The following is a 26,469-nucleotide window of genomic DNA, read 5'->3' as shown; positions in this document are numbered from 1 at the left end:
CTCCGCCCCGCTGCCAACGGCCGTCGGCGGCGGGGCGGAGGACCGGCTCAGAACCCCGCCGGCTCCGTGTAGACCCCCCACTCGTCGCGCAGCACACCGCAGATCTCGCCGAGCGTCGCCTCGGCCCGTACGGCCTCCAGCATCGGCTCGATCATGTTGCCGCCGGCCCGGGCGGCTTCCAGCATCGCCTTCAGCGAGGCCTCGACCCGGGCGTCGTCCCGGGCCTCCTTGCGGGCCGCGAGCACCCGCACCTGCTCGCGCTCGACCTCGTGGCTGACCCGCAGGATCTCCAGGTCGCCGGTGACCGAGCCGTGGTGGCAGTTGACGCCGACGACCTTCTTGTCGCCCTTCTCCAGCGCCTGCTGATACTGGAAGGCGGACTCGGCGATCTCGCCGGTGAACCAGCCGTCCTCGATGCCGCGCAGGATGCCGGAGGTCATCGGGCCGATCGGATGCTCGCCGGTGGGGACCGCCCGCCTGCCGCGCTCCTTGATCTGCTCGAAGATCTTCTCGGCGTCCGCCTCGATCCGGTCGGTCAGCGACTCGATGAACCACGAGCCGCCGAGCGGGTCCGCCACGTTGGCGACGCCGGTCTCCTCCATCAGCACCTGCTGGGTGCGCAGCGCGATCTCCGCGGCCTGCTCACTGGGCAGCGCCAGGGTCTCGTCCAGCGCGTTGGTGTGCAGCGAGTTGGTGCCGCCGAGCACGGCCGCCAGCGCCTCGACGGCGGTCCGTACGACGTTGTTGTACGGCTGCTGGGCGGTCAGCGAGACACCGGCGGTCTGGGTGTGGAAGCGCAGCCACTGCGCCTTCTCGCTCGTCGCGCCGTAGACGTCCCGCATCCAGCGGGCCCAGATCCGGCGCGCGGCACGGAACTTGGCGATCTCCTCGAAGAAGTCGAGATGCGCGTCGAAGAAGAAGGACAGTCCGGGGGCGAAGGTGTTGACGTCCAGGCCGCGCGAGAGCCCCAGCTCCACGTAGCCGAAGCCGTCGGCCAGCGTGTACGCCAGCTCCTGCGCGGCCGTCGCGCCCGCCTCGCGGATGTGGTAGCCGGAGACCGAGAGCGGCTTGTACGCGGGGATGCCGCGCGCGCAGTGCTCCATCAGGTCACCGATCAGGCGCAGATGCGGCTCGGGCTGGAAGAGCCATTCCTTCTGTGCGATGTACTCCTTGAAGATGTCCGTCTGCAGGGTGCCGTTCAGGACGCCCGGGTCGATGCCCTGCCGCTCGGCGGCCACCAGATACATGCAGAAGACCGGGACGGCGGGCCCGCTGATCGTCATGGACGTCGTGACGTCACCCAGCGGGATGTCCTGGAACAGGACCTCCATGTCGGCCGCCGAGTCGATGGCGACACCGCAGTGGCCGACCTCGCCCAGCGAGCGCGGGTCGTCGGAGTCCCGGCCCATGAGGGTGGGCATGTCGAAGGCGACGGAGAGGCCGCCGCCGCCCGCCTTGAGGATCATCTTGTAGCGCTCGTTGGTCTGCTCGGCATTGCCGAAGCCGGCGAACTGGCGGATCGTCCACGTCCGCCCGCGGTAGCCGGTCGGGTACAGCCCCCGCGTGAAGGGGTACTCGCCCGGCCACCCGATCCGCTCGAACCCCTCGACCGAGTCCCCGGGCCGGGGCCCGTACGCCGGCTCGACGGGATCGCCCGAGAGCGTGGTGAAGTCCGCGTCCCGCTTCCGGGCGGAGTCGTACCGAGCCTGCCAGCGGCGGCGGCCCTCATCGATCGCGTCAGCGTCCATACCGTCGAATTTACTTGGACGTCCTACTACTTGTCGACGGGAGAGCCCCATGAGTTACCTCTCGCGCCACTCAGGTCACCTTCCGTAACGAACCCCGGACAGCACAAACGCGCCCGCCCGATTCCGGGACAGGCGCGTATGAGCAGGTCGGCAGGGGTGCCGTCGGACCGCGTCGGGGCGGAGCCGGTGCGGTCAGGCCTTGACCCGGCTGCGGTCAGGCCTTCACCGGCTCCGGAGCGTCATCGGCGATCAGCGGCTCGATCTCCCGCACCACCTGGCGCTCCACGAAGAAGGCGGCGGTGGGGATCGTGCCCGCGATCAGCACCCACAGCAGCTTGCCGAACTTCCACTTGGCCTTGGAGCCCAGGTCGAAGGCGAACACCAGGTAGATGATGTAGAGCACGCCGTGGATCTGCGAGACGACGAGGGTGAGGTCCTTGCCCATCCCGAAGCCGTACTTGAAAACCATGCACGTGCAGAGCACCAGCAGCATCACGGCGGTGATGTAGGCCATCGCCCGGTAACGGGTCAGGACGCTTCGCTTCATGCCCCGAGCGTAACGGCCCGTTCCGGGGCGATCTTCGCCGCCCCCCTGCGTGCGCCGGGCCCGCCGGGCAAGGCCGCGGCGCCCGCTACTCGTCCTGGAAGTCCTCCGCCGCCACCCGCAGCGGCCGCAGCATCGCGAAGATCTCCCCGCACTCCTCGGCGTCGTACGTCCCGAGCCCGAAGTCCATCGCCATCAGCTCGCGGGTCGCCGCGTCGCACACCTCGCGGCCCTTGTCCGTGATGGTGGCGAGCGTGCCCCGCCCGTCGTTCGGGTTCGGCCGCTTGGCCACGAGACCGGACTTCACCAGCCGGTCCACGGTGTTGGTCACCGAGGTCGGATGCACCATCAGCCGCTCGCCGATCTTGGACATCGGCAGCTCGCCGGCCTTGGAGAAGGTCAGCAGCACCAGCGCCTCGTAGCGGGCGAAGGTCAGCCCGTACGGTTTGACGACCGCGTCTACCTCGGCCAGCAGGATCTGATGGGCGCGCATGATCGAAGTGATGGCGGCCATCGAGGGCACGGCGCCCCATCGCTGCTGCCACAGTTCGTCGGCGCGCGCGATGGGATCGAAAGCAAGGCTGAGCGGCTTCGGCACGCTTCCGACCCTACCCGGCGCTCAAATGGTGGTCAGCCGTGTCTCAGTTTTCGGTACCGGGAAGCGGTCGGGCCGGGCCGGGCACCCTTGTGCCCGCCCCTGTGCCCGCCGCACGGACCTCTCCCCCGGCGGCGAGGGCAGCGCTCGGGGTGCCGCGGGACCACCGCTCAGGAGCGACGGGCGTCGCCCTCGGCGAGGTACCGCTCCACGGTCTCCACCTTCGAGGTCAGTCCGTCCGTGACGCCGGGCCGGATATCGGCCTTGAGCACCAGGGAGACCCGCCCGGAGCGCGCCTCGACGGCCGCGACCGCGCGCTTGACGACGTCCATGACCTCGTCCCACTCGCCTTCGAGGGAGGTGAACATCGCGTCCGTGCGGTGCGGCAGCCCCGACTCGCGGACGACCCGGACCGCGTCGGCGACGTACTCGCCGACGTCCTCGCCGACGCCCAGGGGGCTCACGGAGAAGGCGACGATCATGTGTTCAGGACCCCTTCCTTGCGGGCGCGGGCCGCGATCACACCGGCCTCTTCCTCGCGCTTGAGCACCTTGTCCCCGTAGAGGCCGCCGAACGGCAGGATCGCCAGCACGAAGAAGAAGGCGACGCGCTTGAAGGACCACTTGGTGCGGTTCCACACGTCCAGCAGCAGCACCACATACGTGATGAACAGCAGTCCGTGGATCAGACCGAGCGGCATCACCAGGGAGTCGTAGTCGAAGGCCAGGCGGAAGCCGGTGCCGAAGATCAGCAGCGCCGGGAAGGAAAGCGCCTCCGGGATGGATGCCAGGCGCAGTCGGTGCAGGGCGGCGGCGGTCTTGATGTCCACGGGAACCTCGTTCGGGTGGCAGATGGGCGGTCGGCGCGCAGCGCCGTCTTCTGGGGGCGGAGGTCGGGAGACGGGCGGGCAGTCGGCGCGCAGCGCCGTCTTCTGGGGGTGGAGGTCGGGCGACGGGCGGGCACTGCTTGTGCAAGGGTTCACAAGCTTCGCCCTATTGTTACAGCCGCTCCGGCGATCACCGCGCCGGGGGAGGCGCGGAGCACCCCCGGGCCGGTCCCCGGCGGAATTCAGGGCGGGATCAGGGCGATATCAGGGCCGAAGGACCTGCCCCGGGCGGCCGCGGCCGACTACGGTCTGACCCGTGGCTCAGTTTCGGCTCCAGGGGAGCAAGGTGCTCGCCGTCGATATGACGGGCGACGCCGTCAAGGCGAAAAACGGTGCGATGGTCGCGTACGACGGCCAGATGTCGTTCAAGAAGATGTCCGGCGGCGGCGAGGGCCTGCGGGGCATGGTCACCCGGCGGCTCACGGGTGAACAGATGGCCGTGATGGAGGTGAAGGGCCACGGCACCTGCTATTTCGCGGACCGCGCCGGCGAGATCAACCTCGTCCAGCTGCAGGGCGAGAAGCTGTACGTCGAGGCCAGCAATCTGCTGTGCACGGACGCCGCGCTGCGGACGGGCACGACCTTCACCGGCCTGCGCGGCGCCTCCCAGGGCAACGGCCTGTTCACCACCACCGTCGAGGGCAGCGGCCAGGCGGCGATCACCTCCCACGGCCCCGCGGTGGTGCTGCGGGTCACCAAGCAGTACCCCCTCCAGGTCGACCCGGGCGCCTATGTCGCCCACACCGGCGACCTCAAGCAGCACTTCCAGACCGGGGTGAACTTCCGCACCGTCCTCGGCGAGAGCTCCGGCGAGTCCTTCCAGATCCGCTTCGAGGGCGAGGGCCTGGTCTACGTACAGCCCAGCGAGCGCAACACCATGGGAGGTGAGGTCTGATGCCGTTCACGGCGCTCAACTCCCGCATGGTGGAGGCCAGGATCGGGCCGGGCCAGCGGATGTACAGCCAGCGCGGCGCGATGCTCGCCTACCGCGGCGAGGTCGCGTTCACCCCGAACATCCAGGGCGGCCAGGGCGGCATCGGCTCCATGATCGGCCGCCGGATCGCCGGTGAGGCCACCCCCCTGATGACCGTGGAAGTCCCCCAAGGTCTTAATGACCAGGGAGGTGCCCCCACCGCCACCGTCATGTTCGGCCACGGCGGCCATCACGTCCATGTCGTCGACCTGACCGGCGAGACGCTGTACGTCGAGGCCGACCGGCTGCTGGCCTTCGACGGCTCGCTCCAGCAGGGCACGATGTTCATGGGCGCGCAGGGCGGCGTGATGGGCATGGTGCGCGGCCAGGTCACCGGCCAGGGGCTGTTCACCACGACCCTCAAGGGCGTCGGATCGGCCGCGGTGATGGCGCACGGCGGCGTCATCGAGCTGCCGATCACGCCCCAGCGCCCGGTCCATGTCGACCCTCAGGCCTATGTCGCCCACCGCGGCGACGTCCGCAACAAACTGTCCACGGCGCTCGGCTGGCGCGACATGGTCGGCCGCGGCTCGGGCGAGGCCTTCCAGCTGGAGCTGTCGGGCCAGGGCACCGTCTACGTCCAGGCGTCGGAGGAGAAGCTGTGACCGGTCCCGTCGTCCACGACGTCTCGTCGCTCCCCGCCGACGACAACGTCAACGCCTACGCCTTCAGCGTCGACCTGAACGGCCAGTGGTTCCTGCAGAAGGGGAAGATGATCGCCTACTACGGGCAGATCGACTTCCAGGGCATCGGACACGGCCGCCTGGACCGCCTGATCGCCGGAAGTTTCCATTCGCCACTGCACGCCGCGGACTGGGTCGTCGCCGAGGGCCGCGGAAAAATGCTGCTCGCGGACCGTGCCTTCGACGTGAACTCCTTCGATCTGGAGGACGGCAACCTGACGATTCGCTCCGGCAATCTGCTCGCATTTCAGCCATCTCTCGCGCTGAAGCAATCGATCATCCCGGGCTTCCTCACCCTCATCGGGACCGGCAAGTTCGTGGCCGCTTCCAACGGCCCGGTGGTCTTCATGGAACCGCCGATCCGGGTCGACCCGCAGGCGCTCGTCGGCTGGGCCGACTGCCCCTCCCCGTGCCACCACTACGACCACCAGTACCTGCGGGGATTCCTGGGCGGGCTGCGGGCGCACACCGGCATCGGCGGAGCGTCCGGCGAGGAGCACCAGTTCGAGTTCGTCGGCGCCGGCACGGTCCTGCTGCAGTCCACCGAGCAGCTGATGCCGGAGCTGGCAACCGGGGCGGTTCCCACCGAGGCGGGCGTTCCGGGCGGGGGCGGACACGTTCCGCAAAGTGGCTCACAACTGCCCCAGCTCCCCGGCAACCTCGGGAGCCTCCAACGCCGCTTCGGGCTGTGAGCGATACTCTGCGGACGGTGACCTCGAACGTCTGACCAACGTCCACCTCCGGCCGCCGGCGTCACCGCCCCCACCCAATTAATTCACTATTCAACTTTTACGGGTAGAATCATTCCATGACGACCGACAGTGACACCCCCTGGCTGACCGACCAGGAGCAGTGTGCCTGGCGCACCCACCTGGACGTCAGCAGGCTGCTGATGCACCAACTCGAGCGTGATCTGCAGCCGTTCGGCCTGACGAACAACGACTACGAGATCCTGGTCAACCTCTCCGAGGCCGAGGACCGACGCCTCCGGATGAGCGACCTGGCAGCCAGCACGCTGCAGTCCAAGAGTCGCCTCTCGCACCAGATCACCCGGATGGAGAACGCCGGCCTGGTGCGCCGTGAGAGCTGCGAGTCGGACCGCCGTGGCCTCTACGCCGTGCTCACCGACGAAGGCTGGGACACCATGCGCCGGGTCGCCCCGCACCATGTCGCCTCGGTCCGCAAGCACTTCATCGACCTGTTCAGCACCGAGGACCTGCAGGCGCTCCGCACCTCCCTCGGCCCCGTCGCCGAACACCTCCGCAAGGAGCGCGGCGGCCTCTGACCGGCCGGCCTCGGCCCCCTGACCGGGCCGGGGCCGGGCGGCCAGGGCCTCGCCGGATCAGCCGGCCACCGGCAGCCGCAGCTCGAATACCGACCCCGTGCGCACGCCCAGCGAGCCGCCGTGCCGCACCGCCACGTCCCGCGCGATGGCCAGCCCCAGCCCTGCCCCGCCGTCGTCCCGCGCCCGCGCGTCATCGAGCCGTACGAACCGCTCGAAGATCCGCTCCCGCTCGTCTTCCGGCACCCCGGGCCCGTCGTCCCCGACCCGCAGCACCACCCACTCCCCCTCACGCACCACGGCCACCCGCACGGCCCCGGCGGCATGCCGCTGCGCATTGTCGAGCAGGTTCCCCAGCACCCGCGCCAACTGACCGCGCGACCCGGCCACTTCTGCGCCCGCCAGCTCCCCGACGTGCACCGGGATCCGGTCCGCGACCCGCTGCGAGCTCTCCTCGCGCACCATCGCCGCCAGATCGACCCGGGCGTCCGCAGGCCGCTCCCCCGCATCCAGGCGCGCCAGCAACAGCAGATCCGCCGCCAGCCGCTGCAGCCGTACGGTGTCCTCCACCGCACCCGGCACATCCAGCAACTCCGGATGCGCCACCCCCACTTCCAACTGGGTCCGCAGACTCGCGATCGGGCTGCGCAGCTCGTGCGAGGCGTCCGCGACGAACCGCCGCTGCCGCTCCACGGACGACTCCAGCGCCGCCAGCGTCTCGTTGGTCGTCCGCGCCAGCCGGCCGACCTCGTCCTGCGACGACGGCACCGGCACCCGGCGGCTCAGATCCGTACTCGCCGTGATCGCGGCCATCTCCCCGCGGATCCCCTCCACCGGCCGCAGCGCCCGCCGGGTCACCAGCCAGGTCACCCCCGCCACCACCACGAGCAGCAGCGGCAGCCCGATCAGCATGGCGTCGCGCACCGAGCCCACGGCCTCCCGCTCCGGCGCCAGCGCCGCCCCTGCCCGCACCGTCGCCTCCTCGCCCCGGGTGTCCTTGGCCTCGGCCACTGCGAACCGGTAGTCGGCCACCTTCCCGTCGACGTTCGCGGTCCCGTCCCGGTAGTGGACGTCCCGATCGACCTCACCGGGTTCGAGCCCGCTGCGGTCGTCGTCATCGTCGTCGTCCTCCCCCGGCGTACCCGGCCCGACGCTCCCCGTGTCCGGCTTCTGCCGCGCGCCGCCCACCGGTTTCCCGTCGACGGCCCGCACGTCTTCGCCGGCCGCCAGCACCCGTCCGTCGTCATCGGCGACCACCACCGGACCGTCCTCACCCTCCGGCAGCTTCAGCTTGTCGTACGCCGTGCCCGTCGCGATCTGCGAGGCCACCTCCCGCGCCGCGAGGTTGGCCCGCAGCCCGGCCTGGTCCTGCAGATTGCCGCGCAGCACCAGCAGCACCGCCGTCCCCGCCGCGATCAGCGCCAGCGCCACCACCGCGGTCGCGCCGGCCGCCGCCCTGGCCCGTACGGAGCCCAGCGCCCTACTCACCCGCCACCAGCCGGTATCCGGCACCGCGCACCGTCACGATGTGCCCGGCACCGAGCTTGCGCCGCAGTGCACTCACGTACACCTCGATGATGTTGACATCGCCCTCATAGGCGAAGTCCCAGACGTGCTCCAGGATCTCTGCCTTGGAGACCACCTCGCCCGCCCGCAGCGCCAGCTGCTCCAGCACGGCGAACTCCTTCGCCGTCAGCGTCACTTCTCCGCCGTCCCGCTCCACCCGCTGCGCGCCCTGGTCGATGGTCAGCGACCCCACCCGCAGCACCGGCAGCGCACTGCGGCCGTGCCGGCGCAGCAGCGCCTTCACCCGTGCCACCAGCACCACATACGAGAACGGCTTGGTCAGATAGTCATCCGCCCCGGTGTCCAGCCCCTCGGCCTCGTCGTACTCGCCGTCCTTGGCCGTCAGCATCAGCACCGGCACGTCGTGGCCTGCGGCCCGCAGCGCCCCGCACACCCGGTAGCCGTTCATCCCCGGCAGCATGATGTCGAGCACGATCAGGTCATAGCCGTCCGCCGCCGCCCGGCGCAGCCCCTCCCGGCCGTCGTGCACCACGTCCACCGCGTACCCCTCGGCCATCAGGCCCTTGGCCAGCGACAGGGCAAGCCGCTTCTCGTCCTCCACGATCAGCAGACGGAACGGGCGGCGCGCGCCTCCGGGCGGGCTGTGGCGGGTGACAGGCGGGTGCATGCGTTCACCATGCCATCGCTTTCCTGAAGCCCCTTTCAGGCTCCTTCAGGTCCCCTTCAGCTTCGTTCAGCGAGTGTGTGGACACAGCCGATCGCAAGGGGAGAACACACATGAAGCGCCATCTGATCATCGCCACCGCCGCGGCCGCCGCACTCGTCGCGGGCGGTACGGTCACCGCCGTCGCGGTGGGCAACGGCGCCGGCTCCGCCAACGCCTCCGGCGGGCAGCTCCCGGCCCGGACGGCCGCCCAGCACGCGGGTCCGCAGGCCTCGGGCACGGCGCAGGTGCAGGACGGCCGCTCCAGCATCCCGATGCAGGACGACGACGCGAACGGCCAGGAGGAGATCCGCGAGGCCAACGCCGCCAAGGTGAGCGCACCGGACGCCGCGGCCGCCGCGCTGAAGGCCGTCCCCGGCACCCTGACCGGCCTCGACCTGGACGCGGACCGCCCCGGCCTGGTCTGGGACGCGGATGTGCTGGGCAAGGACGGCAAGTCGCACGAGATCACCCTCGACGCGGGCAATGCGCGGGTGCTGAACCAGCACGTCGACCGCGGGGATGACGACGACGCCCAGGAGCAGGCCGCCGCCAAGAACGCCAGGACCGACGCCGCGGCCGCCGCCCGCACCGCCGCCTCGCACGGCAAGGTGACGTCCGTCGAACTGGACGACGACCACCGTGGCAAGGCCGCCTGGGAGGTCGAAACGCTCACCAAGGACGGCAAGGAGCACAAGTTCCTGGTCGACCCGCAGTCCGGCACCCTGAGCGCCGCTCCGGCGCACGACACGGACGACGACGACAACGACGGCGCGGACGACTGAGCCCCGCCCCGCTCACCCCGGCCCTCGCCCACCCTGTTGTGGGCGGGGGCCGTTGTCGTGGCGCCACGGCCGTTCGAGGCTCAGCCCGGACACGTGGTCGCTGCGCGGCCGGACCACTGACACCTTGCCTGTGGCTGCGGCCGGTCACGAGGTTGCTTCGCTGCTTGGACCCGGTGCGGGTTGCCGGTGGCTGGGGCCGTTTCGCCCAGTCGTTGTGGGTTGGGGGGCCGGAGGGGACGCCCGGTACCCCTCCCCCAGCCTTCGGCCGGGAGGTGCCCCCACGGCGCGGGCGGATCTGGTACGTGACATAGGTTGCCCCGGCGTTCGCTCCGGTCCTGCGGGCGGGGCACCGGACATCCCCTCCGACCGCCGTCCGTTGGCGACTGTCCCGCCATACCGATGACTGTTACGGCCAACACCCGCTCCCCCCTCGGCAGGACAGGGGCAACCACCAGGCCCAAGCCGCGCCCAGGCATTGGCAGGACACCGGGCAACCACCGGGTCCGAGCCACAACAGCCAGGTCTGAGCCGACCAGGCCTTGGCAGGCACTGGCCGAGCGGGCAAGCAGGTTGTCGGCCGCCCAGCCGTCGTCATCCGGCCGTCGTCGCCCGGCCGACACCGCCCCAGGTGCTCCTTGGCCGAAGCCGGCATGCGCTTGCGATCGGTGACGGACGGTGCCACCGGGCGGCAGACGGGAACGGACGAAGGCCGGAGGGAATGTACCGGGACCCGCCCGCAGGACCGGAGCGAACGCCGGGTCGATCTCTCCCACGTACCAGATGCGCCCGCGCCGAGGACGGGTTCCGGTGCGTCCCCTCCGGCCCCCGCGGTACCCACGAACCCCGCAAAGGCGCCAGCCCCAACAGACCAGGCCGCCAAAAACCGGCTGGCATCGACCACGCCCCAAAAGGGGCGCGGGGAACTGCGCGCCCAGCCACGACACAGCCGCAGACAAACAAACGGCCTCAGTCCCCGTTCGTCAGCCCGTCGACCAACTCATCCGCCGCCCGATACGGATCCGTCTCACCGGAAACGATCCGCTCCGCCAACGCATCCAGCCGCCGATCCCCCCGCAGATCCCCGATCCGCTCCCGCAGCGCCGTGACCGCGATCGTCTCGACCTCATGCGCCGCCCGGGAACGCCGCCGCTCGGCCAGGACGCCCCGCTCCTCCATCCAGGCCCGGTGCTTCTCCAGCGCCTCGACGACCTCGTCGACACCCTCGCCCCGCGCCGCGACCGTCTTGACGATCGGCGGCCGCCAGTCACCGGGCGTACGGGATTCGCCCAGCCCCAGCATGTGGTTGAGCTCGCGGGCCGTGGCGTCGGCGCCGTCCCGGTCGGCCTTGTTGACGACGTAGACGTCGCCGATCTCGAGGATTCCGGCCTTGGCCGCCTGGATGCCGTCGCCCATGCCGGGCGCGAGCAGCACCACGCTGGTGTCGGCCTGCGAGGCGATCTCCACCTCGGACTGGCCGACGCCGACCGTCTCGACGAGGACGACGTCGCAGCCCGCCGCGTCCAGCACCCGGATCGCCTGCGGCGCGGCCCACGCCAGGCCGCCCAGATGACCGCGGGTGGCCATCGAGCGGATGTAGACGCCGGGATCCGAGGCGTGCTCGCTCATCCGTACCCGGTCGCCGAGCAGCGCGCCCCCGGAGAACGGCGAGGACGGGTCGACGGCAAGGACGCCGACCCGTTTGCCCGTCTTGCGGTACGCCGTCACCAGCGCGGAGGTGGTGGTGGACTTGCCGACGCCGGGCGAGCCGGTCAGCCCGACCACATAGGCATTGCCGGTGAGCGGCGCCAGGGCCGCCATCACCTCGCGCAGCTCCGGTGACGCCCCCTCCACGAGGGAGATCAGCCGGGCCACGGCCCTCGGCCGGCCCTGCCGTGCCTGCTCCACCAGCTGTGGGACGTCCACCATCGCCGCTCGGCTCCTTCGGTTCGCGGTCCGCGAATCGGCCCGCCCGTACGCGTGCGCGTACGGGCACTCGGTTACTTACCCGGTACGCGAATGATCAGCGCGTCGCCCTGACCGCCGCCGCCACAGAGCGCGGCGGCACCCACGCCACCGCCCCGCCGGCGCAGCTCCAGCGCGAGATGCAGCACGATGCGGGCTCCGGACATCCCGATCGGGTGACCCAGCGCAATGGCGCCGCCGTTGACATTCACCTTTTCCGGGGACACCCCGAGGTCCTTCATCGACTGCACGGCGACGGCCGCGAACGCCTCGTTGATCTCGATCAGGTCAAGATCGGCGACGGTCAGCCCGTCCTTGCCCAGCGCGTGGTTGATCGCATTGGAGGGCTGGGACTGGAGCGAGTTGTCGGGGCCGGCGACATTGCCGTGGGCACCGATCTCCGCGATCCATTCGAGACCGAGCTCCTCGGCCTTGGCCTTGCTCATGACGACGACGGCGGCCGCACCGTCGGAGATCTGCGAGGAGGTGCCGGCGGTGATCGTGCCGTCCTTGGCGAAGGCCGGCCGGAGCTTGCCGAGCGATTCCGCGGTGGTTTCGCCCCGGATGCCCTCGTCCTTGCTGAAGACGACCGGCTCGCCCTTGCGCTGCGGGATCTCCACGGGGGTGATCTCGGCCTCGAAGAGCCCGTTCTTCTGGGCGGCGGCGGCCCGCTGGTGAGAGCGCGCGGCGACCTCGTCCTGCTCCGGCCGGGCGATGCCCAAACGGGTGTTGTGCTTCTCCGTCGACTCGCCCATTGCGATGTCTTCGAAGGCGTCGGTGAGGCCGTCGTGGGCCATCGCGTCGAGCATCTCGACGGCGCCGTACTTGAAGCCCTCGCGGGACTTCGGAAGCAGGTGCGGGGCGTTGGTCATGGACTCCTGGCCACCGGCGACGATGACGTCGAACTCACCCGCACGGATGAGCTGGTCGGCCAGCGCGATGGCGTCGAGACCGGAGAGGCAGACCTTGTTGACGGTCAGCGCGGGGACGTTCATGGGGATGCCGGCCTTCACGGCCGCCTGGCGCGCCGGGATCTGCCCCGCCCCGGCCTGGAGCACCTGGCCCATGATCACGTACTGCACCTGGTCGCCGCCGATGCCCGCCCGGTCCAGCGCCGCCTTGATGGCGACACCGCCCAGGTCCGCGCCGGAGAAGGTCCGCAGGGATCCCAGGAGCCGCCCCATGGGGGTGCGCGCTCCCGCCACGATCACTGAGGTGCTGCCGTTCGTGCCGTTCGTTGCAGACATGCGGTGCGGCCTTCCTTTGCAGGGAAGTTAACGAGGGTTACCGGTCAATGTACTGAGCGGTACGCCGCGGGTCACCGGCAAGCGGGTGTGATCGCGCGCACGTTGCGTAACCGGCCATGCGAGGGGTGCACTGGAGCCATGCTGACGCGAATCGACCACATCGGGATCGCCTGTTTCGACCTCGACAAGACTGTCGAGTTCTACCGTGCCACGTACGGCTTCGAGGTGTTCCACACCGAGGTCAACGAGGAGCAGGGAGTCCGGGAAGCCATGATCAAGATCAACGGGACGTCGGACGGCGGCGCCTCGTATCTGCAGCTCCTGGAGCCCACCCGCGAGGACTCCGCGGTGGGCAAGTGGCTTGCCAAGAACGGCGAGGGCGTCCATCACATCGCCTTCGGCACCGCGGACGTGGACGACGACTCCGAGGCCATCCGCGGCAAGGGCGTCCGGGTCCTCTACGACGAGCCCAGGACGGGTTCGATGGGGTCCCGGATCACCTTCCTGCACCCCAAGGATTGTCACGGAGTGCTCACCGAACTCGTCACCGCGGCGCCCGCCACCTCCGAAGAGCACTGACCTTCACCTTCCCCGGCCGGTAGAGTGCTGCTTCGGCCGGGGTAAGGGAGTGGGGCTCGGTCCATACTCTGCCGATGATCTGACACCATTTCTTCGGAAGGGTCAGCTCCGATGGGCGCGAGTCCGGTACGACGTGACGTGTACGGGACGAGCACCGCAGGACCGGAGACGGCCGCCACCATGACCAGGGGACGGATGGGACCGCGCAGTGCGGGGCAACGACCGCTACGAGGCTGACGACCACCTCTCGCAGTTCGAGGCCGAGATGGAGCGGCTGAAGAGCGAGCGGGACAAGGCCGTCCAGCACGCCGACGACCTCGGCTACCAGGTCGAGGTGCTGCGCGCCAAGCTCCATGAGGCGCGCCGCAACCTCGCGACCCGTCCTGCCTACGACAACGTCAGTCATCAGGCCGAGCAGCTGCTGCGCAATGCGCAGATCCAGGCGGACCAACTCCGTACGGACGCCGAGCGCGAGCTGCGCGAGGCCCGGGCGCAGACCCAGCGGCTGCTGCAGGAGCAGGCCGAGCGGCAGTCCCGGCTGGAGGCCGAGCTGCACGCCGAGGCGGTCACCCGCCGCCAGCGGCTCGACGAAGAGCTCAACGAGCGCCGGCAGACCGTCGAATCGCACGTCAACGAGAACGTCGCCTGGGCCGAACAGCTGCGTGCCCGGACGGAGTCGCAGGCCCGCCGGCTGATGGAGGAGTCCCGCCGGGAGGCCGAACAGGCGCTGTCGGCCGCACGGGACGAGGCGCAGCGGCTGGCCGAACGCGCCCGTGAACGGCTCGGCACCGCGGCCGAGGAGGCCCGTACCGAAGCGGAAAGCATCCTGCGCCGCGCCCGTACGGACGCCGAGCGGCTGCTGAACGCCGCCTCCAACCAGGCCCAGGAGGCCACCGATCAGGCCGAGCAGCTGCGGACCAGCGTCGGCACCGAGTCGGAGGAGGCCCGCCGGCAGGCCGCGGAGCTGACCCGCACCGCCGAGACCCGCGTCCAGGAGGCCGACAAGGCGCTGCGCGAGGCGCGCGCCGAGGCCGAGAAGCTGGTCGAGGAGGCGCAGCAGAGCGCCACCAAGCGGCTGACGGCGGCCGAGTCGGACAACGAGCAGCGCACCCGTACGGCCAAGGCGGAGATCGCGCGGCTGGTCGGCGAGGCCACCAAGGACGCCGAAGCGCTCAAGGCCGAGGCCGAGCAACTGCGCGAGGACGCCCGCGCGGAGGCCGACCGGCTGATCGCCGAGGCGCAGGAGGCCGCCCGGTCCCAGGCGTCGGAGGACGCCGCGGCACAGCTGGCGAAGGCCGCACGCACCGCCGAGGAGGTGCTGACCAAGGCCTCCGAGGACGCCAAGGCCACCACCAAGGCGGCCGCGGAGGAGGCCGAACGGCTGCGCAGCGAGGCCGAGGCCGAGGCGGACCGGCTGCGCGAAGAGGCGCATGACACCGCGGCCCAGCTCAAGGGCGCGGCGAAGGACGACACCAAGGAGTACCGCGCCAAGACCGCCGAACTCCAGGAGGAGGCACGGCGGCTGCGCGGCGAGGCCGAGCAGCTGCGCGCGGACGCGGTCGCCGAGGGCGAGCGGATCCGCAGCGAGGCCCGCCGGGAGGCGGTCCAGCAGATCGAGGAGGCGGCCGGCTCCGCCGAGGAGCTGCTGGCCAAGGCCAAGGCCGATGCCGAGGAGACCCGTTCGGGAGCCGTCGCGGAGAGCGAGCGGGTGCGGACGGAGGCCATCGAGCGCGCCACGGCGCTGCGCCGGCAGGCCGAGGAGGCGCTGGAGCGGGCCCGTTCGGAGGCCGAGGAGCTGCTGACCGAGGGCGCCCAGGCCGCGGAGATGGTGACCACCGAGGCCGAGGAGTCCGCCGCGCGGCTGCGCGTGGCGGCCGAGGAGGCCGCGGAGGAGCTGCGGACCGGGGCGCAGGCCGAGCTGGACCGGCTGCACGGCGAGGCGGAGGAGAAGGTCACCGCCGCCGAGGAGTCGCTGCGCGGTGCCCGCGCGGAGGCGGAGCGGCTGCGCCGGGAGACGCAGGAGGAGGCGGCCCGCCTCAAGGCGGAGTCGGCCGAGCGGCGCCGGCTGCTGACGCAGCAGGCCGAGGAGGAGGCCGAACGGCTGCGCACGGAGGCCGCGTCCGACGCCTCGACGGCACGTGCCGACGCCGAGTCGGTGGCGACGCGGCTGCGCAGCGAGGCGTCGGCCGAGGCGGAGCGGCTGAAGGCGGAGGCGCAGGAGACCGCGGATCGGGTGCGTGCCGAGGCCGCGACGGCCGCGGAGCGCACCGGCGCGGAGGCGGCGCAGGCGCTGGCCGCGGCCCAGGAGGAGGCCGCGCGGCGGCGCCGGGAGGCCGAGCAGCTGCTGGGCGAGGCCCGCGAGGAGGCCCACCAGGAGCGGACCGCGGCGCGCGAGCAGAGCGAAGAGCTGCTGTCCGCGGCCCGTACGCGGGTGGGCGAGGCGCAGGAGGAAGCCGAGCGGCTGGTCGAGGAAGCGGACCGGCGCGCGAGCGAGTTGGTGGCGGCGGCCGAGCAGACCGCACAGCAGGTGCGGGACGCGGTCGCGGGGCTGCACGAGCAGGCCGGTGAAGAGATCGCCGGACTGCGTTCGGCGGCCGAGCATGCCGCGGAGCGCACCAAGGCCGAGGCACAGGACGAGGCGGACCGGGTCCGCAAGGACGCCTACGAGGAGCGGGAGCGCGCCTCGCAGGACGCCGCCCGGGCGCGGCAGGAGGCCCAGGAGGCCCAGGAGGCCGCGAAGTCCCTGGCGGAGCGGGCGGTTTCCGAGGCCATCGAGGAGGCCGACGCGCTCCGCACGGAGGCGGCCGGTGTCCTGGACGAGGCACGCCGGGAGGCCGATACGGCACGGTCCGCGGCCGCCGAGCAGGCCGACCGGCTGGTGGCCCAGGCCACCGCGCAGGCCGAGAAGCTGGTCGCGGACGCCACGGCGAAGGCACAGCAGCTGCGCACCGACGCCTCGGACGCGCTGACCGCGGGCGAGCAGGATGCGGCACGGGCCCGTGCGGAGGCGCGCAACGACGCGAACCGGATGCGCTCGGACGCCGCCGAGCAGGCCGACCGCTTGATCACCGAGTCCCGCGCCGAGGCCGAACGGATCGTCACCGAGGCGACCGAGCTGACCTCGTCGGCGCAGGACGACGCGGACCGTACGGTCCAGGAGGCCCGGCAGAACGCCGAGCGGCTGCGGGCCGAGGGCGAGCAGCAGGCGCAGACCCTGGTGGCGAAGGCGACCGAGGCGGCCGAGCGGCTGCGGGCCGAGGCGGCCGAGGCGCTGGAGAAGGCCCGTCTCGACGCCGAGCACACCGGCGACCAGGCGCGCGAGGCGGCCAACAAGACCCGCTCGGACGCGGCCGAGCAGGCCGACCAGCTGATGTCGGAGGCCGCGACCGAGGCGGAGCGGCTGCGCGCGGACGCGGCGGAGACGACCGCGGACGCCGAACGGGACGCGGACCGCACCCGGGCCGATGCCCGCGAGCAGGCGGACCGCATGGTCGCGACGGCCACCGCGGAGGCGGACCGGCTGCGCACGGACGCGGCCGAGACGGTCACCGCCGCCCAGGAGCACGCCACCCGCACCCGCGGCGAGTCCGCGAAGGTCAAGGAGGACGCCGAGGCGGCGGCCGAGCGGACCAGGGCACAAGCGCAGCAGGAGGCGGACCGGCTGATCGACGAGGCGCGCAAGGACGCCGCCAAGCGCCGCGGGGACGCGGCCGAGCAGGCGGACCAGCTCGTCGCCAAGGCCCAGGAGGAGGCCCTGAAGGCCGCCACCGCCGCCGAGGAGCAGGCCGACACGATGGTCGGCGCGGCCCGCACGGAGGCCGACCGGCTCCTCGCGGAGGCGACGGCCGACGGCAATGCCCGGGTGGAGAAAGCCCGTACGGACGCGAACACGCTGCTGGAAGAGGCCCGCGGCGACGCCACGGGCATCCGGGAGCGCGCCGAGGAGCTGCGCCAGCGGATCGAGTCCGAGGTCGAGGAGCTGCACGAGCGGGCCCGCCGGGAGTCCGCGGAGACGATGAAGAACGCCGGCGAACGGGTCGACAAGCTCATCGCGCAGGCCACCGCCCAGCAGGTGGAGGCCGAGGAGAAGGCCGACCGGATGGTGGCGGACGCCAACAGCGAGGCGAGCAAGGTCCGGATCTCGGCGGTGAAGAAGGCCGAGGGCCTGATCAAGGAGGCCGAGAACAAGAAGGCCGAGGCGGTGCGCGACGCGGAGCGGATGCGCGGCGAGGCCGAGGCGGAGGCCACCCGGATCGTGGACGAGGGCAAGCGGGAGCTGGAGGTCCTGGTGCGCCGGCGCGAGGACATCAACGCCGAAATCAGCCGCGTTCAGGACGTTCTGGAGGCGCTGGAGTCGTTCGAGGCACCCGGCGGAAACGGGGAAGGCAAGGGCGGCGGGGTGAAGGCGGCCGCGGGCGCGGGGGCAACTCGTTCGAGTGGCAAGCAGTCTGAAGGGTAGCCACTCAAATGAGGGGTCATTCTCCAGATCAAACCGGCAATGACTCGATGACACGCCGTGATGGCCCCTAGGATTCTCCTTATCACCTCACCGGTCTCTTCGACAGGAACCCCATGAGCGACACTTCCTCCCCCTTCGGCTTCGAGCTCGTGCGGCGTGGGTACGACCGCGGTCAGGTGGATGACCGCATTACGAAGCTCGTCGCCGACCGCGACAGCGCGCTGGCCCGCATCACGTCGCTGGAAAAGCGGATCGAGGAGCTGCACCTCGAAACGCAGAACGCCCAGGCGCAGGTCAATGACGCCGAACCGTCTTACGCGGGCCTCGGTGCGCGCGTGGAGAAGATCCTCCGCCTCGCCGAAGAGGAGGCGAAGGATCTGCGCGAAGAGGCCCGCCGGGCCGCCGAGCAGCACCGTGAGCTGGCCGAGTCGGCCGCCCAGCAGGTCCGTAACGACGCCGAGCAGTTCGCCACCGACCGGAAGGCGAAGGCGGAGGACGAGGGCTCCCGGATCGTCGAGAAGGCCAAGGGCGAGGCGGCCACGCTGCGCGCCGAGGCGCAGAAGGACGCGCAGTCCAAGCGCGAGGAGGCGGACTCCCTCTTCGAGGAGACCCGCGCCAAGGCCGCCCAGGCCGCAGCGGACTTCGAGACCAACCTCGCCAAGCGCCGTGAGCAGTCCGAGCGCGACCTGGCCTCGCGTCAGGCCAAGGCCGAGAAGCGGCTCGCGGAGATCGAGCACCGCGCCGAGCAGCTCCGCCTGGAGGCCGAGAAGCTGCGGACGGACGCGGAGCGCCGGGCCCGCCAGACGGTGGAGACCGCGCAGCGCCAGGCCGAGGACATCGTGGCGGACGCCAATGCCAAGGCGGATCGTATCCGCAGCGAATCCGAGCGCGAGCTGGCGGCGCTGACCAACCGCCGCGACTCGATCAACGCCCAGCTGACCAACGTCCGCGAGATGCTGGCGACGCTGACCGGTGCGGCGGTGGCCGCGGCCGGCGCCCCCGGCGAGGACGAGACCGCCTCGCACGGCGTCCCCGCCCAGCAGACCCGCTGACCCGCCGGACCACCGACCCGCTGCCCCTCCCCCGGCCAACGCCGGGTGGTGCCACCGGGCAGGTTTCGCGCCGGTCCGGACCGCGCCCCCGTACCGCCTCTGTGGCGGTGCGGGGGCGCGGTGCGTACGGGGGGGTCAGCCGGGCGGCCCCGCACCGGTGGCAGGGGCCACGGAGCGGGCCTAGCGTGCTGTACATGATCGAGCTCGAGGGGCTGACCAAGCATTACGGCGACAAGGTCGCCGTGGACCACCTCACCTGCACGGTGCGGCCCGGTATCGTCACCGGCTTCCTCGGGCCCAACGGTGCGGGCAAGTCGACGACCATGCGGATGATGCTCGACCTGGACAACCCGACGTCGGGCACGGTCCGGATCAACGGCAGGCACTACCGCCAACTGCAGGACCCGCTGACGTACATCGGGGCCCTGCTGGAGGCGAAGTCGGTGCACGGCGGCCGGAGCGCCGCCAACCATCTGCTGTGTCTGGCGCAGAGCAACGGCATTCCCCGCAGACGGGTCGGCGAGGTACTGGACACCGTGGGGCTGAGCGCGGTCGCCAGGAAGCGGACGAAGGGGTTCTCGCTCGGGATGAGCCAGCGGCTCGGCATCGCCGCGGCGCTGCTCGGCGATCCGCAGGTGCTGCTCTTCGACGAGCCGGTCAACGGCCTCGACCCCGAGGGCATCCACTGGATCCGCACGCTCATGCAGAACCTCGCGGCCCAGGGCCGCACCGTTTTCGTCTCCTCACACCTGATGAGCGAGATGGCGCTGACCGCCGAGCACCTGATCGTGATCGGGCAGGGCCGGCTGATGGCCGACACCTCGATGAAGGACTTCATCCACCAGAACTCCCGGTCCTACGTCCGGATGCGGTCCCCGGAGCAGGAGAAGCTGCTGGATCTGCTGCACGCCGAGGGCATGCAGGCGGTGGCGGCCGGCAACGGCTCGCTGGAGGTCGACGGGGTGCCCGCGGAGCGGCTGGGCGAGCTGGCCGCCGCACATCAGCTGGTGCTCCACGAGCTGAGCCCCCAGCAGGCGTCCCTGGAAGAGGCGTTCATGCAACTGACGGCGGAGTCGGTGGAGTACCACGCACACGGCGGCGAACCGGTGCCCGCGCAGGCCGGCGGATGGTCGCCGGCGGCGCGGCCCCCGCAAGAGCCGCAGACGGCCGGGGCACGGCCGGGCGAACCGCAGCCGACCGGCTGGGGCACGGACTGGCAGAAGAAGAAGAGGAGCTGACGGATGGCGGCGGTCGGGCAGGTCATTCGGTCGGAGTGGACCAAGATCAGATCGGTGCGGTCCACGGTGTGGACGCTGGGCATCGCCGTCGTGGTCACCGTGGGGCTGGGGGTGTTGATCTGCAGCCTGACCAGCAGCGACTTCAACTCGATGCCGGCCAGGGCCCGGGTGGCGTTCGACGCCACCAACATCAGCTTCGCCGGGATGGGGCTGGGCCAGCTCGCGATGATCGTCTTCGGGGTGCTGGTGGTGTCGAACGAGTACAGCACCGGCATGATCCGCGCCTCGCTGGCGGCCGTACCGCAGCGTGGCACCTTCCTGTTCTGCAAGCTGCTGGTGGCCACCGCACTGGTCTTCGCCGTCGGTCTGGTGACCAGCTTTGTGACGTTCTTCGCCGGGCAGTCGGTGCTGGGCGATCTCCGGGCGCATATCGGGGATCCGGGCGTGCTGCGCGCGGTGATCGGCGGCGGGCTCTATATGACGCTGATCGCGCTGTTCTCGATGGCGGTAGCCACCATGCTGCGCAGCCCGATGCTTTCGCTGGGCATTCTGATGCCGTTCTTCTTCCTCATTTCCAATATTCTCGGAAATGTCACGGCGACCCAGAAAATCGGCCGCTTTCTGCCGGACCAGGCGGGCAAAAAGATCATGCAAGTGGTGACGCCCGCCAACAGCGATGTGCCGTACGGCCCGTGGGGCGGGCTGGCAATCATGATCGCCTGGACGGCCGCGGCACTCATCGGCGGATTCGTACTCCTGAAAAAGCGTGACGCATAACGGATCGCGCCCGGCGGACAGCGCCCAGCAGATAGCGCATGGCGGAGGAGACCGGCTCCCCTCCGCGTCCGGATCCACGCCCTCATCCATGCCCGCATGCTCGTCCCCCGCGTCCGCGTTCCGTCCCTGAGCAGCGCGGTTGCTCCCGGCGCCCCTCGCCGGGCGCAGGCGCAACGGCGAGAGCGCGCGGCCGCCAAGCCGCCAAGCCGCGCAGCCGCACGGCCGCACAGCCGCACAGCCGCGACGCCGCGCGACGGCAAATCCGGAGCCCGGCGGGGCAGTCGGAGGCGCGAGGAATTGACGGGAACCGTCAACGGCCGGATAGCCTCCTAATCCTCACGGGGGTACGAGGGCGCGCGCCTCTGCCCCGACGATCTCGCGAGGGGCGGAGAATTGATCGAGGCAGTCGGCCTGACGAAGCGCTACGGCGCCAAGACGGCCGTGTACGACCTGTCGTTCCAGGTAAGGCCGGGCACGGTGACCGGCTTCCTGGGGCCCAACGGCTCCGGTAAGTCGACCACCATGCGCATGATTCTTGGCCTGGACGCACCGACCTCGGGGCGGGCCACCATCGCCGGCCGGCCCTTCCGCAGCCTCCCCAATGCTCCGCGCCAGGTGGGCGCGCTGCTCGATGCCAAGGCCGTGCACGGCGGCCGCAGCGCGCGCCAGCATCTGCTCTCGCTCGCCCAGCTGTCCGGCATTCCCGCCCGCCGGGTCGACGAGGTGCTGGGGGTGGTCGGTCTCCAGGACGTCGCGAGGCGGCGCTCCAAGGGCTTCTCGCTCGGGATGGGCCAGCGGCTGGGCATCGCCGCGGCGCTGCTCGGCGACCCGCAGGTGCTGCTCTTCGACGAGCCGGTCAACGGCCTCGACCCCGAAGGCATCCTGTGGGTGCGCAATCTGATGAAGCAGCTGGCGGCCGAGGGCCGTACGGTCTTCGTCTCCTCGCATCTGATGAGCGAGATGGCGCTGACCGCCGAGCACCTGATCGTGATCGGCCGTGGACAGCTGATGGCGGACATGCCGGTCAAGGACTTCATCTCGGCCAACTCCGCCGATTTCGCCCGGGTTCGTACGCCGGACACCGAGCCGGAGCAGCGCGAGAAGCTGACCGCCGCGCTCGGTGAGGCCGGCGGGCAGGTCGCGCCCGAGCCGGACGGCTCGCTGCGGGTGACCGGGCTGCCGCTCCCCCGTATCAGCGATGTCGCGCACCAGGCCCAGGTCAGGCTGTGGGAGCTGTCGCCGCACCAGGCGTCGCTGGAAGAGGCGTATATGCAGCTGACCCAGGGCGCCGTGGACTACCGCTCGACACACGACCAGCGGGCCGGCCTGCAGGGCGCCCCCGCCGGGTACGCCCCGCAGGGCGCCGCACCGCAGGGGTTTGCGGGCGGACCCGGATACGCGGCAGGGCAGCCGGGCCAGGCGACGGCCGGCGTTCCCGGCCAGGGGCAGCCGAACCCGTACGCCCAGCAGGACCCGTACGCGCAGCAGGCGGCCGGGGCGGCTCCGGGGCAGGGCTATCCGCCGCCCGCGCAGGCTCAAGGTCACCCGTACGGGTCACCCGAGCTCTACGGCGCACCTCACCCGTACGGGCAGCAGCCCGCCGCGCCGATGCCGCCCGCCTCCCCCGCCGACCAGCCCACGCCGCACCACGAGGACGCCCGATGACCAGCCCTCAGCAGCCGCAGCCCCAGCCGCAGCCTGAGCGCGGACCCCACGACACCGGCGCGCAGCAGCAGCCGATGCCGGCCGCGCCTCCGATGCCGCCCGCCGCCCCGCAGGGCGCCGCACCGCAGCAGCAGGGCACCCCGGCCCAGGCGCAGCCCGCCGGTCCGGAGCAGCCCGCACAGCAGCACGCGCCGCAGCAGCACCCGCCGCAGCAGCCCGCGCCCGCCCAGGAGGCCGGCACGATGATGCTCCAGGCGCAGCAGGCACCCGGGCAGCCCGCACCACCCGCCAAGGAAGCGGGCACGATGATGCTCCAGGCCCAGCAGGCCCCTGGGCAGCCCTCGCTCGCCAAAGAGGCGGGCACCATGACGCTCCAGGCCCAGCAGGCTCCGCAGCCCCAGCAGGCCCAGCAGGCGCCCGTACCGCAGCCGCTCGCCGCACATGGCCCGGGCAAGGACGCGGGCACGATGATGCTCCAGGCCCAGGCACCGGCCCAGGGTCAGGGCCTGGCCCAGGGCCAGACCCCGCAGCCTCCCGCCCAGCCGCACCCCCAGCAGGCCTACGCCGGCGGACCGGGCGGCTATGTCTCGCCCATCCCGGTGCGCCCCACCCACCTCGGCCATGCGCTGCTCTCCGAGTGGACAAAGATCCGCTCGGTGCAGTCCACGCTCTGGACGTTGGGCGTGATGATCCTCCTGACGGTAGGCATCGGCCTGCTGGCGGGCTCGGTCGTCGCCGGGCACAGTGACACGCTCGGCCCCGACTCACCCCTGAGCTATGGCACCTTCGGGATGATGATGGGCCTGATCCCCCTGATCACGCTGGGCGTGCTGGTGATCACCTCCGAGTACGGCACCGGAATGATCCGCACCACCCTCACGGCCTGCCCGGCCCGCGCCCGGATCCTGACCGCCAAGGCGATCGTCTTCTTCGCCCTGAGCTTCGTCCTCGCCCTGGTGACCACGACCCTGGTGGCCATCGCGCAGTACTCCATGGTCAGCGGCCTGGAGATCAAGAACGTACCGACCGGGGCGGACTGGTTCCAGGCCACGGTGGGGGTGAGCCTGTTCGTCGCCATGATCGGGCTGCTCTCGCTGGCCGTCGGCGCCCTGCTGCGCCACTCCGCGGGCGCGATCACCCTCATGATCGGCGTCTATCTGCTGCCGCTGGTGCTGGCGATCTTCATGCAGGCGGAAAGCCTCAAAGACGTCCAGACCTGGCTGATGGAGTACGCGCTCCCCAGCGAGCTCAGCGTGATGTTCAGCGGCAACCTCATGGGCTCCGGACCTACCGGCTGGGACCCCCTGTGGATCGTCACGGGCCTGACGGCCGTCACCCTCGGTGCCGCCTACGCGGTCATCAACAAGCGCGACGTCTGAGTCAGTGACGTCGGAGTCAGTGACGTCGGAGTCAGTGACGTCCGAGACGGTCCGGCCGCACCGGCGCCCCCGGGCGCCGAGGAGCGGGCAGGATGCTGCCCTGAGCTTCAAAAAGAAGTAACTGCCCTAGTAACGGGGCGCGTTACGGGACCGCTGGAGCCGCGCGCTCCGGCGGTCCCGTGCGTTCCAGCACGCCTTGTGCCAGTGCCGGCGGTCGTCGACGTCGCCGTGCTGCGGCCAGGCGACCACATGCGGGACCCCGGGCGGGATCTCCTGGTCGCAGCCGGGGCAGCGGTAGCGCTTGGCCGCGCCGCCGCCCCCGACGTGCCGCACGACCCAGTCCTCGCCGCGCCACTCCTCGGCGGTCTCCCAGCCGCCGCTGCCGGGAGGCGACCCCATCCGGCCGTAGGGGTCACCGCCCGTGCGGTCAAAGGGCTTCGCACCGCCGTGCTGGCGGTTTCGGCGCGGGGACACAGAACACCTCGGATATGTACGGAGTCACGGGCTGTCACCAGCGTACGCGGCGCGGTCAGGGGTGGACGCCGCTCGGCAGGATTCTGCGATCATCAGGAAATTTCGCGTCAGGCCGTGCCCTTGGCACGTGTCACACGTTGTTGCCTGTGGGGAGTCGCGTCGGCTGCGAGGAGGCAGAGAGCGATGCGCGTTGGGGCTTTCATCCTGGCCGCTCAATTCCCCGGTCAGGGACAGGGGGAAGCACTGCACCGCGCGGTGCGCTCCGCGGAGGTCGCGGAGGAGGCCGGACTCGACGATGTCTGGCTGGCGGAACACCACTTCGTACCCTACGGCGTCTGCCCGAACGCGGCGACGCTGGCCGGGCTGCTGCTGGGCCGGACCCGCAGGATCGGGGTCGGGACGGCGGTGAGCGTGCTGCCGACCCAGCATCCGGTGGCACTCGGTGAGCAGGCGGCGCTGCTGCATCTCACCTCCGACGGACGGTTCACCCTCGGCGTCGGCCGGGGCGGTCCGTGGGTCGATCTGGAGGTGTTCGGTTCCGGACTCGAAGCGTATGACCACGGCTTCCCGGAATCGCTCGATCTGCTGATGCGCTGGCTGCGGGAGCCCCGGGTCGGCGCGCAGGGCAAGCGCTATACGTTCCGCGAAGTGGCGGTGGTACCGCGTCCGGCCGAGGCGCTGACCGTTCCGGACGATCCGGGTGCCGGGCCGCCGGGCCCGCCGGTCGTGGTCGCCTGCACCTCCCCCTCGTCGGTGCGCACGGCTGCCGCGCGCGGGCTGCCGATGCTGCTGGGCATGCACTGCGGCGACGAGGAGAAGGCGGAGATGGTCGCCCTGTGGCGGACGACCGCGCGGGAGGCCGGGCTGGACGGCGACGAGGTGGCCGCGGCCGCGCATGTCTCGGCCGGCGTGGTGCAGATCGCCGACGACCGCGAGGCCGCGCGGGAGACCCTGACGAAGGCGATGCCCGGCTGGCTGCGGCAGGGCCTGGGCGCCCATGTGACGGTCGACGGCCGCTATCGCGCGATGCGCGATCCGCTGGCCTATACGGAGTTGCTGTGCGGGCTGCACCCCGTCGGCCCGCCGCAGTGGTGCGCGGACCGGCTGGCGGCGACCTCGGAGCGCACGGGCATCACACGCTTCGCACTGCTCGTCGAGGGCTCCGGCGACCTTGCGGCGACGGAGGAGAACGTCCGCAGGCTGGGCACGGAGGTGCTGTCGCAGCTGGAGTGACCGGGCCCGGCAGGGCGGACGGCAGGCGGAGGCCGGGTGTGGATACCGCGCGCGGGTGCCGGTGACGGTGCCTGCGATGCGGTAGCAGGAGGGTGCAGGGGCGCCGTACGAGGGAGCGGTACGAGCGAACGGTCGCCCTGCGGTGAGTGGTGCTGCCGCTGGCGCACCGGCACGGTGCTGGTCATCACCGTGTGCGCAGCGGCAGCAACTCCGTTCAGCAGTCGCGGAGTTCGGGCGACTGGTTCAGCAGCTGACCCCGGATGGACGTGAAACGGGCCAGTCGGTCGTCCACCACCGGGTCGAGCGGGAAAACCGCGACACGGTGGCAGTTCTGAAAGGCGAGCCGCACACCGAAGTGGCGCTCAAGGGAACCACGGATGGCGTCACTCGCCAGTGCGCGCAGCAGCTGGCCGCGTGCCTGCTCGTCCGGCGGCGGCGTCTGATTGTCGGCGAACTCTCCGCCGTCCACCTTCAGCTGGGCCACCAGAGAGCTGATCATCCCCCATGCGTAGGGCAGGGAGGTCCGGACGCAGTCGACAAATGCAGCTTCGTCGACCTCGCCTCGCTCGGCCTGTTCGAGGAGGGCCGGTGAGACGTCGAGCGACATGAGGTTCTCCTCTCGCGGCCCCGCCGGGACGGACGGGGCCTAGGGACGGGACTGGGGGCATTGCGACGGAG

24 protein-coding genes are annotated in these 26,469 nt (G+C 71.4%); 13 read left to right on the top strand and 11 right to left on the bottom strand.

All coding sequences use genetic code 11. The features are described from left to right. Window positions 1–47: 47 nt before the first annotated feature. From icmA to ABR737_RS31040, 5 genes are all read right to left on the bottom strand, one after another. The gene (gene icmA / locus ABR737_RS31060; RefSeq protein ID WP_350254034.1) at window positions 48–1,748 is read right to left on the bottom strand and encodes a coenzyme B12-dependent isobutyryl-CoA mutase large subunit; all 1,701 of its coding nucleotides are present in this window, start codon (window positions 1,746–1,748) and stop codon (window positions 48–50) included. A 214-nt stretch (window positions 1,749–1,962) separates the two neighbouring features. Then, complete coding sequence (locus tag ABR737_RS31055) at window positions 1,963–2,295, bottom strand: DUF3817 domain-containing protein (protein WP_350254033.1); 333 nt, start codon at window positions 2,293–2,295, stop codon at window positions 1,963–1,965. A gap of 85 nt (window positions 2,296–2,380) precedes the next feature. Further along, window positions 2,381–2,890 carry a MarR family winged helix-turn-helix transcriptional regulator gene (locus tag ABR737_RS31050; RefSeq protein WP_350254032.1) on the bottom strand — a complete coding sequence of 170 codons (510 nt, stop codon included), beginning with the start codon at window positions 2,888–2,890 and terminating at the stop codon, window positions 2,381–2,383. 167 nt (window positions 2,891–3,057) lie between these two features. Next, a complete protein-coding gene (locus ABR737_RS31045; RefSeq protein ID WP_129294148.1) occupies window positions 3,058–3,369 on the bottom strand; it encodes an MTH1187 family thiamine-binding protein in 312 nt (103 codons plus the stop codon). Further along, window positions 3,366–3,716: a DUF3817 domain-containing protein gene (locus ABR737_RS31040; RefSeq protein WP_350254031.1), complete on the bottom strand. Its 351-nt coding sequence runs from the start codon at window positions 3,714–3,716 to the stop codon at window positions 3,366–3,368. The genes ABR737_RS31045 and ABR737_RS31040 overlap by 4 nt, the downstream gene beginning before the upstream one ends. Window positions 3,717–4,029: 313 nt before the next feature. Between ABR737_RS31040 and ABR737_RS31035 the strand changes: the two genes are divergently transcribed. The 4 genes from ABR737_RS31035 to ABR737_RS31020 all read left to right on the top strand — a co-directional run bounded on the left by ABR737_RS31035 (window position 4,030) and on the right by ABR737_RS31020 (window position 6,714). Then, window positions 4,030–4,668 carry an AIM24 family protein gene (locus tag ABR737_RS31035; RefSeq protein ID WP_350254029.1) on the top strand — a complete coding sequence of 213 codons (639 nt, stop codon included), beginning with the start codon at window positions 4,030–4,032 and terminating at the stop codon, window positions 4,666–4,668. After that, complete coding sequence (locus tag ABR737_RS31030; protein WP_350254028.1) at window positions 4,668–5,351, top strand: AIM24 family protein; 684 nt, start codon at window positions 4,668–4,670, stop codon at window positions 5,349–5,351. The genes ABR737_RS31035 and ABR737_RS31030 overlap by 1 nt, the downstream gene beginning before the upstream one ends. Next, window positions 5,348–6,121 carry an AIM24 family protein gene (locus ABR737_RS31025; protein ID WP_350254026.1) on the top strand — a complete coding sequence of 258 codons (774 nt, stop codon included), beginning with the start codon at window positions 5,348–5,350 and terminating at the stop codon, window positions 6,119–6,121. The genes ABR737_RS31030 and ABR737_RS31025 overlap by 4 nt, the downstream gene beginning before the upstream one ends. A 116-nt stretch (window positions 6,122–6,237) precedes the next feature. Further along, window positions 6,238–6,714, top strand: coding sequence for a MarR family winged helix-turn-helix transcriptional regulator (locus ABR737_RS31020; RefSeq protein WP_350254025.1), 477 nt, complete (start codon window positions 6,238–6,240; stop codon window positions 6,712–6,714). 57 nt (window positions 6,715–6,771) lie between these two features. On the opposite strand, the gene ABR737_RS31015 is transcribed toward ABR737_RS31020, so the two are convergent. Both ABR737_RS31015 and ABR737_RS31010 read right to left on the bottom strand, forming a co-directional pair. After that, window positions 6,772–8,199: a sensor histidine kinase gene (locus tag ABR737_RS31015; protein ID WP_350254024.1), complete on the bottom strand. Its 1,428-nt coding sequence runs from the start codon at window positions 8,197–8,199 to the stop codon at window positions 6,772–6,774. Further along, complete coding sequence (locus ABR737_RS31010; protein WP_350254022.1) at window positions 8,192–8,905, bottom strand: response regulator transcription factor; 714 nt, start codon at window positions 8,903–8,905, stop codon at window positions 8,192–8,194. Before ABR737_RS31010 ends, ABR737_RS31015 begins: the two co-directional genes overlap by 8 nt. Before the next feature lie 110 nt (window positions 8,906–9,015). Here ABR737_RS31010 and ABR737_RS31005 point away from each other — a divergent pair, with 110 nt between their 5' ends. Continuing rightward, the gene (locus tag ABR737_RS31005; RefSeq protein ID WP_350254021.1) at window positions 9,016–9,726 is read left to right on the top strand and encodes a PepSY domain-containing protein; all 711 of its coding nucleotides are present in this window, start codon (window positions 9,016–9,018) and stop codon (window positions 9,724–9,726) included. Between the two features lie 966 nt (window positions 9,727–10,692). Here the strand turns inward: ABR737_RS31005 and meaB are convergent. Together meaB and ABR737_RS30995 are read right to left on the bottom strand one after the other, a co-directional pair. After that, window positions 10,693–11,652 carry a methylmalonyl Co-A mutase-associated GTPase MeaB gene (gene meaB, locus ABR737_RS31000; RefSeq protein WP_030981966.1) on the bottom strand — a complete coding sequence of 320 codons (960 nt, stop codon included), beginning with the start codon at window positions 11,650–11,652 and terminating at the stop codon, window positions 10,693–10,695. A gap of 71 nt (window positions 11,653–11,723) precedes the next feature. After that, entirely contained in the window at window positions 11,724–12,899 is a 1,176-nt protein-coding gene (locus tag ABR737_RS30995) for an acetyl-CoA C-acetyltransferase (RefSeq protein WP_350256990.1), read from the bottom strand. A 174-nt stretch (window positions 12,900–13,073) separates the two neighbouring features. Between ABR737_RS30995 and mce the strand changes: the two genes are divergently transcribed. The 7 genes from mce to ABR737_RS30960 all read left to right on the top strand — a co-directional run bounded on the left by mce (window position 13,074) and on the right by ABR737_RS30960 (window position 24,084). Further along, on the top strand, window positions 13,074–13,514 hold the full coding sequence (gene mce, locus ABR737_RS30990; protein ID WP_350254019.1) for a methylmalonyl-CoA epimerase: 441 nt from the start codon (window positions 13,074–13,076) through the stop codon (window positions 13,512–13,514). 208 nt (window positions 13,515–13,722) lie between these two features. After that, a complete protein-coding gene (gene scy, locus ABR737_RS30985; protein ID WP_350254017.1) occupies window positions 13,723–17,973 on the top strand; it encodes a polarized growth protein Scy in 4,251 nt (1,416 codons plus the stop codon). A 113-nt stretch (window positions 17,974–18,086) separates the two neighbouring features. Next, window positions 18,087–19,025 (top strand): coiled-coil domain-containing protein, encoded by a 939-nt coding sequence (locus tag ABR737_RS30980; protein ID WP_350254016.1) that lies wholly within the window; start codon window positions 18,087–18,089, stop codon window positions 19,023–19,025. A 194-nt stretch (window positions 19,026–19,219) separates the two neighbouring features. Then, a complete protein-coding gene (locus tag ABR737_RS30975; RefSeq protein ID WP_350254014.1) occupies window positions 19,220–20,263 on the top strand; it encodes an ABC transporter ATP-binding protein in 1,044 nt (347 codons plus the stop codon). 3 nt (window positions 20,264–20,266) lie between these two features. Beyond that, complete coding sequence (locus ABR737_RS30970; protein WP_350254012.1) at window positions 20,267–21,040, top strand: ABC transporter permease; 774 nt, start codon at window positions 20,267–20,269, stop codon at window positions 21,038–21,040. 393 nt (window positions 21,041–21,433) lie between these two features. Next, window positions 21,434–22,705: an ABC transporter ATP-binding protein gene (locus tag ABR737_RS30965; RefSeq protein WP_350254011.1), complete on the top strand. Its 1,272-nt coding sequence runs from the start codon at window positions 21,434–21,436 to the stop codon at window positions 22,703–22,705. Continuing rightward, the gene (locus tag ABR737_RS30960) at window positions 22,702–24,084 is read left to right on the top strand and encodes an ABC transporter permease (RefSeq protein ID WP_350254009.1); all 1,383 of its coding nucleotides are present in this window, start codon (window positions 22,702–22,704) and stop codon (window positions 24,082–24,084) included. Before ABR737_RS30965 ends, ABR737_RS30960 begins: the two co-directional genes overlap by 4 nt. A 126-nt stretch (window positions 24,085–24,210) precedes the next feature. Here ABR737_RS30960 and ABR737_RS30955 read toward each other — a convergent pair whose 3' ends face one another. Further along, the gene (locus ABR737_RS30955) at window positions 24,211–24,558 is read right to left on the bottom strand and encodes an Rv1322 family protein (RefSeq protein WP_350254008.1); all 348 of its coding nucleotides are present in this window, start codon (window positions 24,556–24,558) and stop codon (window positions 24,211–24,213) included. A 183-nt stretch (window positions 24,559–24,741) separates the two neighbouring features. On the opposite strand from ABR737_RS30955, the gene ABR737_RS30950 reads away from it, so the two are divergent. Further along, window positions 24,742–25,791: an LLM class flavin-dependent oxidoreductase gene (locus ABR737_RS30950; protein WP_350254007.1), complete on the top strand. Its 1,050-nt coding sequence runs from the start codon at window positions 24,742–24,744 to the stop codon at window positions 25,789–25,791. A 214-nt stretch (window positions 25,792–26,005) separates the two neighbouring features. Here the strand turns inward: ABR737_RS30950 and ABR737_RS30945 are convergent, their stop codons facing one another. Next, the gene (locus ABR737_RS30945) at window positions 26,006–26,398 is read right to left on the bottom strand and encodes an SCO5389 family protein (RefSeq protein ID WP_030080104.1); all 393 of its coding nucleotides are present in this window, start codon (window positions 26,396–26,398) and stop codon (window positions 26,006–26,008) included. Between the last annotated feature and the right edge of the window lie 71 nt (window positions 26,399–26,469).

Source organism: Streptomyces sp. Edi2 (assembly GCF_040253635.1).
In the GTDB taxonomy this organism is placed as follows: domain Bacteria; phylum Actinomycetota; class Actinomycetes; order Streptomycetales; family Streptomycetaceae; genus Streptomyces.
This window is presented reverse-complemented; position numbering and strand designations above follow the sequence as displayed.